General features: G+C 75.2%; 1 protein-coding gene. It reads right to left on the bottom strand.

Annotated elements, in window-relative coordinates:
• Nucleotides 1–8,100, bottom strand: an 8,100-nt coding sequence (locus tag LJ221_RS22105; RefSeq protein ID WP_241718478.1) for a type I polyketide synthase, incomplete at both ends; no start/stop codon positions are given.

Below are 8,100 nucleotides of genomic sequence, written 5' to 3'. Positions count from 1 at the left end.
GTCCGGCTGCCCCGCAGCGACGTCGGGTCGATACCGGCCCGTTCGATCGCCTCCCACACCGACTCCAGCAGCAACCGCTGCTGCGCGTCCGTCGCCAACGCCTCACGCGGACTCATCCCGAAGAACTCGGGATCGAACCCGCCGACATCGGCGAGGAACCCGCCGGCCCGGGTCGAGGACGTGCCGGTGTGCTCCGGGTCGGGGTGGTAGAGCCGCTCCAGATCCCAGCCCCGGTCGGCCGGGAAACCGGACACCGCGTCCACACCCTCCGACACCAGACGCCACAGACCCTCCGGCGACCGGACCCCACCCGGGAACCGGCACGCCATGCCGACAATGACCACCGGGTCGTCCGTGAGCGGCGCCGCGGGCAGCAAGTCAGTCGGCTCGGCCGTCGTACCCGCCAACTGATCGCGCAGGTGGATCGCCAGTGCCTCGGCCGTCGAGTGGTCGAAGACCAGCGTGGCGGGCAGCCGCAGGCCCGTCGCCGTGGCGAGCTCGTTGCGCAGTTCGACGGCGGTCAGCGAGTCGAAGCCCAGGTCCCGGAAGGGGCGCCGGGGCTCGACGGCCCCGGCGTCGTCATGGCCGAGGACGGCCGCGGCGCGGGCGCGGACCACGTCGAGGAGCAGGGTTCGCTGTTCCTCCGCGGTCTTCCCGGCCAGGCGACCGGGGAGGTCGCCGGTGGTGGTCGTGCGGATCCGGAACAGGGCGCGCAGCAGCGGCGGGACGTCGGTACGCGACCGCAGGGCCGCGTGGTCGAGCCGTACGGGCACGACGACCGGTGTCTCGCTGGCCGTGGCGGCGTCGAACAGGGCCAGGCCCTCGTCGACGGTGAGCGGGCGGAAGCCGGAGCGTGCCAGGCGTTCGCGGTCGGTGTGGTCGAGGTCGCCGGTCATGCCGTCGGTCATCTGCCACGGCCCGTAGGCGAGGGAGGTCGCGGGCAGGCCGAGGGCGCGGCGGTGGGCGGCGAGGCCGTCGAGGTAGGCGTTGGCGGCGGCGTAGTTCGCCTGGCTGGTGCCTCCGAAGGTGCCGGCGGCCGAGGAGAGCAGAACGAACGCCCGTACGTCGGTGAGGAGTTCGTGCAGGTGGTGTGCGGCGTCGGCCTTGGGGCGGAGGACCGCGGAGAGGCGTTCACCGGTGAGGGCGGTGAGGACGCCGTCGTCGAGGATTCCGGCGGTGTGGACGACGGCGCCGATGGTACGGCCGGCGAGCAGACCGGCCAGGGCGTCGCGGTCGGTGACGTCGCAGGCGGCGATCTCCACACTGGCTCCGGACTCCGCCAGTTCGGTGCGGAGTTCGGCCGCGCCCGGGGCGTCCGTCCCTCGCCGGGACACGAGCAGCAGGTCTTGTGCGCCGTGGTGGGTGACGAGGTGGCGGGCCAGGGCCGCGCCGATGCCGCCCGTGCCTCCGGTGATGAGCACACTGCCCGGGCCGGTCCAGATGTCACGGGCCTTCTCAGTGCCGGGCTCGTGCCGGGTCAGGCGTGGTGCGAGCAGCTCCGTACCGCGTACGGCGATCTCCGGCTCTTCGCCCTTGTCGTAGGCGGCGAGGAGCCGGGCCGGTGACGGCAGTCGCGGTGTGCTCGGGTCGCGGGTGAGCAGGGCCAGGCGGCCGGGGTGCTCGTTGGCCGCCGAGCGGACCAGGCCGCGGACGGCTTCGAGGACCGGGGTGTCCTCGCCGGCGGTGACGACGACCAGGCGGGACGTGGAGTACGTCGGGGCGGCGAGCCAGGTCTGGAGCAGGTCCAGGGTGTGCCGGAGCGTGGTGTGCAGGTCGTCGGCGGAGATCTCGGTGAGGACGAGGTCCGGTGCTGGCGTGGTGCCGTCGAGGGCGTGCCGGATCTCCGCGTCCTGTGGTGCCCAGGCCGGGGCCGGACCCGTGGTGAGTACGGCCGTATGGACAGTCGGCGACGCTTCGAGATCCGGCACGGGTGCCCAGGTGCGCCGGAAGAGCGCGTTGGGGGCCGTCGTACGGGTCTCGGACGGCGGCCTGGTGACGAGGGACCCGACGGAGGCCACGGGTGCTCCCGTGGGGTCGGTGACGGTGAGGCGGACGGTGTCCGTGTCCGTGTCGTGGACGATGTGGGCGCGCAGCACGCGAGCTCTCGTGCCGCTGTACAGGTTCAGGTGCTGCCAGGCGAACGGCAGCCCCGGCGTGCCGCCGGTGAAGACGGCGGCGTGGAGCAGGGAGTCGAGCAGGGCGGGGTGCGGGCCGAAGCCGTCGGTGTCCGTGTCGTCGGGCAGGGCGGCCTCGGCGAACGCCTCCCCGCCGCGCCGCCAGACGGCGGTGAGCGCTGCGAACGGCGGGGCGTAGGTGAGGCCCGTGTCGGCCAGTTCGGCGTAGAAGCCGTCGAGGTCGACCGGCTCGGCGTCGGCGGGCGGCCACGGGAAGGCCGGGCCGGGCTCCGGGGCCTGGGTGGTGGCGGCCAGCAGGCCGGCCGCGTGGCGCAGCCAGGGCCCGTCGGGGTCGTCGTCGGGCCGGGAGGAGACGGTGACGGGGCGCAGGCCGGAGCCGTCGGGTTCGGCGACGGACACCTGGAGGGCCAGGGCGCCGCGGTCGGGCAGGACGAGCGGCTGGGCGAGGGTGAGTTCGGTGATGTGCCCGTGGCCGAGTTCGGCGCCGGCCCGGGCGACGAGTTCGGCGAGCGCGGTGCCGGGCAGCACGGCCCGGCCAAGGACGCGGTGGCCCGTGGTCCAGGGGTGGGTCGTGGTCGAGACGCGGCCGGTGAACAGGGCGGCGTCGGTGTCGGCGAGGCGGACCGCGGCGCCCAGCAGCGGGTGGTGCAGGGCGGTCAGTCCGGAGCCGCGGACGTCACCGCGGGCGGCGCCGGCGGCCGGCCAGTAGCGGCGGTGCTGGAAGGGGTAGGCGGGCAGTCGCGTGCGGCGGGCGCCGGTGCCGGTGAACAACGCGGGCCAGTCGACGGGCACGCCGGTGGTGAACAGCCGGGCAAGGGCGGTGACCAGTGTGGGCTCCTCGGGGCGGCCGGACCGCAGCACCGGCACCGCGAGAGCGTCCTCGGGCAGAGTCGATTCGACCAGCGCCGTGAGGGCGGCCGTGGGCCCGACCTCGACGTAGGTCCGCACCCCGGTGTCGGCGATCGTGCGGACGGCGTCGCCGAAGCGGACGGTCTCGCGGATCTGCCGTACCCAGTGCCCCGGATCGGTCAACTCGTCTTCCCCTACGGCGGTTCCGGTCAGGGTGGACACGACGGGCAGGCACGGCGGCCGGAGGTCCAGGCCGTCCAGTGCCTCCCGGAAGGCGGACAGCATGGGGTCCATGTGTGCCGAGTGGAAGGCGTGGCTGACCGGGAGGCGGGTGGTGCGTCGGCCGGGGAGCGCGGCGAGGGTGGCTTCGACGGCTTCGGGGTCGCCGGAGACGACCACGGCGGCGGGCCCGTTGACGGCGGCGAGGGCGGCCCCGGCCGCGAGGTGCGGCCGTATGTCGTCCTCGTCGGCCTCGACGGCGACCATGACACCGGCGTCCTCCGGAAGGGCGTCCATCAGCGTGGCCCGGGCGGTGACCAGGCGGCACGCGTCGGGCAGGGTCAGGACACCGGCGACGTGCGCGGCGGCGATCTCACCCACGGAGTGCCCGGCCACCACGTCGGGGCGCGCTCCGAGGGACTCCAGCAGCCGGTACAGGGCGACCTCGACGGCGAAGAGGGCGGGCTGGGCCGCGCCGGTGCGGTTCAACGCGGCCTCGTCGGTGCCCCACATGACATCGCGCAGGGCAGGGTCGAGCAGGGCCAGTGTCTCGTCGAGGGCGGCGCGGAACACCGGGAAGCGGTCGTACAACGCGCGCCCCGCACCCAGGCGTTGAGCGCCCTGGCCGGAGAAGAGGAAGGCCGTCGGGCCGGGTTCGGCGGCGACTCCCCGGGCGATTTCCCCAGGGCTGCCCGTGCCAGTGGCGAGGGCTACGGCGCGGTGCGGGAAGGGGGTGCGGGTCGCGAGGGTGAGTCCGACGTCCAGCACGTCGTCGCGGTCGGCGAGGTGGGCCAGGCGGGCGTCGAGGGCGGCAGCCGTACGGGCGGATACCACCCAGGGAACCACCCCCGGCGTCACCACGGCGGGCTCCGGCTCGCGCTCGTCCCGCTGAGGTGCGGCCGCCTCCAGGATGAGGTGGGCGTTGGTGCCGCTGACGCCGAAGGAGGACACGGCGGCCCGGCGCGGACGGTGCGTCTCGGGCCATGGGGTGTCCTCACGCACCGGGAGTACGGCGCCCGAGGCCCAGTCGACGTGCGTGGACGGAGTCTCGGCGTGCAGGGTGCGCGGCACGACCCCGTGGCGCAGGGCCAGCACCGTCTTGATGACGCCGGCGACACCCGCGGCGGCCTGGGTGTGCCCGATGTTGGACTTGACCGAGCCCAGCAGCAGCGGATGTCCGCGGTCCTGCCCGTAGGTGGCGAGCAGGGCCTGTGCCTCGATCGGGTCGCCGAGGGCAGTGCCGGTGCCGTGGCCCTCGACGGCGTCCACGTCGGCGGGGGAGAGCCCGGCGGTGGTCAATGCCTGGCGGATGACGCGCTGCTGGGCGGGTCCGTTGGGGGCGGTCAGGCCGTTCGAGGTGCCATCCTGGTTGACGGCGGAGCCGCGCAGGACGGCCAGCACCGGGTGTCCGTTGCGGCGGGCGTCGGACAGGCGCTCCAGCACGACCAGTCCGACACCTTCGCCCCAGCCGACGCCGTCCGCCCCGTCGGCGTACGCCTTGCAGCGGCCGTCGGCGGCGAGCCCGCCCTGACGGTCGAACTCGGCGTAGGTCGAAGGCGTCGCCATCACCGTCACGCCGCCGGCCAGGGCGAGGGTGCACTCGCCGCCGCGCAGCGCCTGGGCGGCCAGGTGCAGGGCCACCAGCGAGGAGGAGCAGGCGGTGTCGACGGTGACGGCCGGTCCTTCCAGGCCGAGGGTGTACGCCACCCGGCCGGAGGCCACGCTGTAGGCACTGCCGGCGCCGCGCAGGCCAGCGTAGCGCTCGTCGGTGAGGAGCGTGCCGTAGTCGCCGTACATGACGCCGGCGAAGACGCCGGTACGGCTGCCCCGCAGGGTCACGGGGTCGATCCCCGCGTCCTCGACGGCCTCCCAGGAGGCCTCGAGAAGGAGCCGCTGCTGCGCGTCCGTGGCGAGTGCCTCGCGCGGGCTCATGCCGAAGAAGTCGGCGTCGAAGTCGCCCGCGCCGGTGAGGAATCCGCCGCGCCTGGTCTCCTCCCAGCCGCGCTCCGCGGGTACGTCGCCGATCGCGTCGACGCCTTCGGTCACCAGCCGCCACAGGTCGTCCGGGGAGCCGACGCCGCCGGGGAAGCGGCAGGCCATGCCCACGATCGCCACCAGGTCGTCGTCGGTGGCGGTGCGCCGGGCGGCCGGTTCGGCGGGGGCCGGGGCCGGGCCGCCGGTCAGGCGTTCGTGCAGATGTGCGGCGAGGTCGGTGGCCGTCGGGTGGTCGAAGACGAGGGTCGCGGACAGCCGCAGGCGTGTGGTGGCGGCGAGGCCGTTGCGCAGCTCGATGGCGGTCAGCGAGTCGAATCCCAGCTCGCGGAAGGGCCGTTGGGGCTCGACGGCGTCGGCGCGGCGATGCCCGAGGACGCGGGCGACCTGGGCGCGGACCAGACCGAGCAGCTCGCGCCGCTGCTCCTCGCGCCCGAGCCTGCCCAGGGTCGCCGCGAGCCCCTCGCCGCCGGGCGCAGGCGGCGCGGCGGCGGTGCGGCGCCGGTCGCGGACGAGCCCCCGCAGCACCGCGGGTGCGGTGGGCCCGGCGGCGGCGAGTGCCTGGGTGTCGAGGCTCAGGGGCAGTACGACGGGTTCGTCGTGGGCCAGGGCGGCGTCGAAGAGAGCGAGTGCCGTCGCCGTTGGCAAGGGCAGCAGCCCGGTGCGGGTCATACGGGCCCGGTCGGCGTCGGTGAGCTGCCGGGTCATCCCGGCGGAGGCCTCCCAGGGGCCCCAGGCCAGCGACAGCGCCGGCAGCCCCGCGGCCCACCGCTCGCGTACGAGGGCGTCCAGGCAGGCGTTGGCGGCGGCGTAGTTGCCCTGTCCCGCGCTGCCGAGCACACCGGCGGCCGACGAGAACACCACGAACGGCACGTCGGTGTCGACGAGTTCGTGCAGATGGCGGGCGGCCTCCACCTTCGGCCGCAGCACCGCCGCCACCCGCTCCTCGCTCAGCGCGGTGACCACGCCGTCGTCGAGCACCCCGGCCGTGTGCACCACACCACCGATGGTCCGCCCGGCCAGCAGCCCCGCCAACGCGTCGCGGTCGGCCACGTCACAGGCGGCGACTTCGGCACGGGCACCGGCCCGCGCCAGTTCGGCGACCAGGTCGGCGGCGGCCGGCGCGTCCGGGCCGCGGCGCGAGACCAGCAGCAGCTCCCGCACACCGTGCCGCTCGACGAGATGCCGCGCCACAGCGGCACCCAGCCCGCCGGTGCCGCCGGTGACCAGCACGGGGCCCCGGTCCCACACCGGCGACCGCCCTTCACCGGCCCTCACCCGCGCCAGCCTGGGCACCAGCACTTCCCCGCCCCGCACGGCGACCTCGGGCTCCGCACCGTCCAGCAGCAGGCCGAGGGCGCTGTGCAACGCCCGCGGCGCCGGATCGGTGAGGGCGAGTACTGCCAGCCGTCCGGGGTGCTCGGCCGCGGCCGACCTCAGCAGTCCCCGCACGGCAGCCGCGGCGGGATCGTCGGCGTCCCGCGTCACCACGACGAGTCGGCGCTCGGGCTCCTGAGCGAGGGCACCCTGGAGGAGGGCCAAGACCTCCACTACGGCGTCCCGCACCTCCGACCCGGGTGGCGGCAGCACCAGAACCTCGGCCTCCGCGCCGTCCTCGCGGACGGCGAGGCCCGCGTCGCGCAGCGCCGAGCCGAGCGTGCCGTCGTCGTCCCCGCAGACGCAGAGTGCGCCGGGGCGGCGGGCCGCCTCCCCGGCCGGCACCCACTCGACGCGATGGAGCGGCCCGGCCGTGGCCACCGCGTCCAACCGCCCCGCCGAGAGGGTACGGACCGCCAGCGCGTCGGCACCGGCCACGGGCCGCCCGGCCGGGTCGGCGAGGGTCACCCGGACACGGTCCGGCGCGACGAGGGCCAGCCGCGCCCGCACCGCCGTCGCACCTTCGGCGTGCAGCGCGACGCCCTCCCAGGAGAACGGCACCACACCATCTCCGACCAGCAGCGAAGTGCCTTGCAGAGCGGCGTCGAACAAGGCGGGGTGCAGCGCGAACCCGCGTGGCTCCGTCCCCTCGGGCAGCTCCGCCTCGACGAAGACCTCGTCACCGCGCCGCCAGGCGGCCCGCAGCCCTTGGAAGGCGGGACCGTATCCGAATCCGGTCGACTCCCGGTCGGCGTAGAACGTGTCGAGCGGGACGGGGTCGGCACCGGTCGGCGGCCAGACGGTCAACTCCGCTTCGGGCGCCGGTACTCCCTCCCCGTCGTCCAGCAGTCCGGTCACATGGGCGGTCCACGGCGCCTGTGCATCGCCCTCCGGACGGGACTGGACACTGACCGCCCGGCGCCCCTCCGCGTCGGCCGGACCGACGGTCACCTGAAGTCGTACGGCACCCTCGGCGGGCACCACCAGCGGCGCGCCCAGGGTCAGCTCGGCGACACGGCGGCAGCCGCACTCCTCACCGGCACGCAACGCCAGCTCGGCCAGCGCGGCACCAGGAAGCAGGGAACGCCCGTGCACCGTGTGGTCGGTGAGCCACGGATGCGACGCGGGCGACAGCCGACCGGTCAGGACGATGCCGTCGGAACCGGCCAGAGGCACGGCCGCGCCGAGCAGCGCGTGGCCGACGGGTTCCAGGCCCAGGACGACGGGGTCCTTGAGCGACGGGGAGGGCTCCGGCCAGAAACGCCGGTGCTGGAAGGGGTACGTCGGTACGTCGGCGGGGCGAGCTGTGGTGCCGGAGAAGTACGCCGCCCAGTCGACGGGGACACCGTGGGTGAAGAGCTGGGCGAGGGCGGTGAGCGCCGCCGTCTCTTCGGGGCGGTTCCTGCGCAGCGTCGGCACGATGACCGTGTCTTCCGGCGCGGTCTGCTCGATCAGGAGGGACAGCACGCTGTCCGGGCCGAGTTCCAGGAAGCGGGTGACGCCCTGGTCGGTGAGGGTGCGGATGCCG

This window comes from Streptomyces sp. CNQ085 (assembly GCF_022614595.1).
GTDB lineage: Bacteria > Actinomycetota > Actinomycetes > Streptomycetales > Streptomycetaceae > Streptomyces.
The sequence above is the reverse complement of the archived record's forward strand: the minus strand, read 5'-3'. Positions and strand labels throughout refer to the sequence as shown.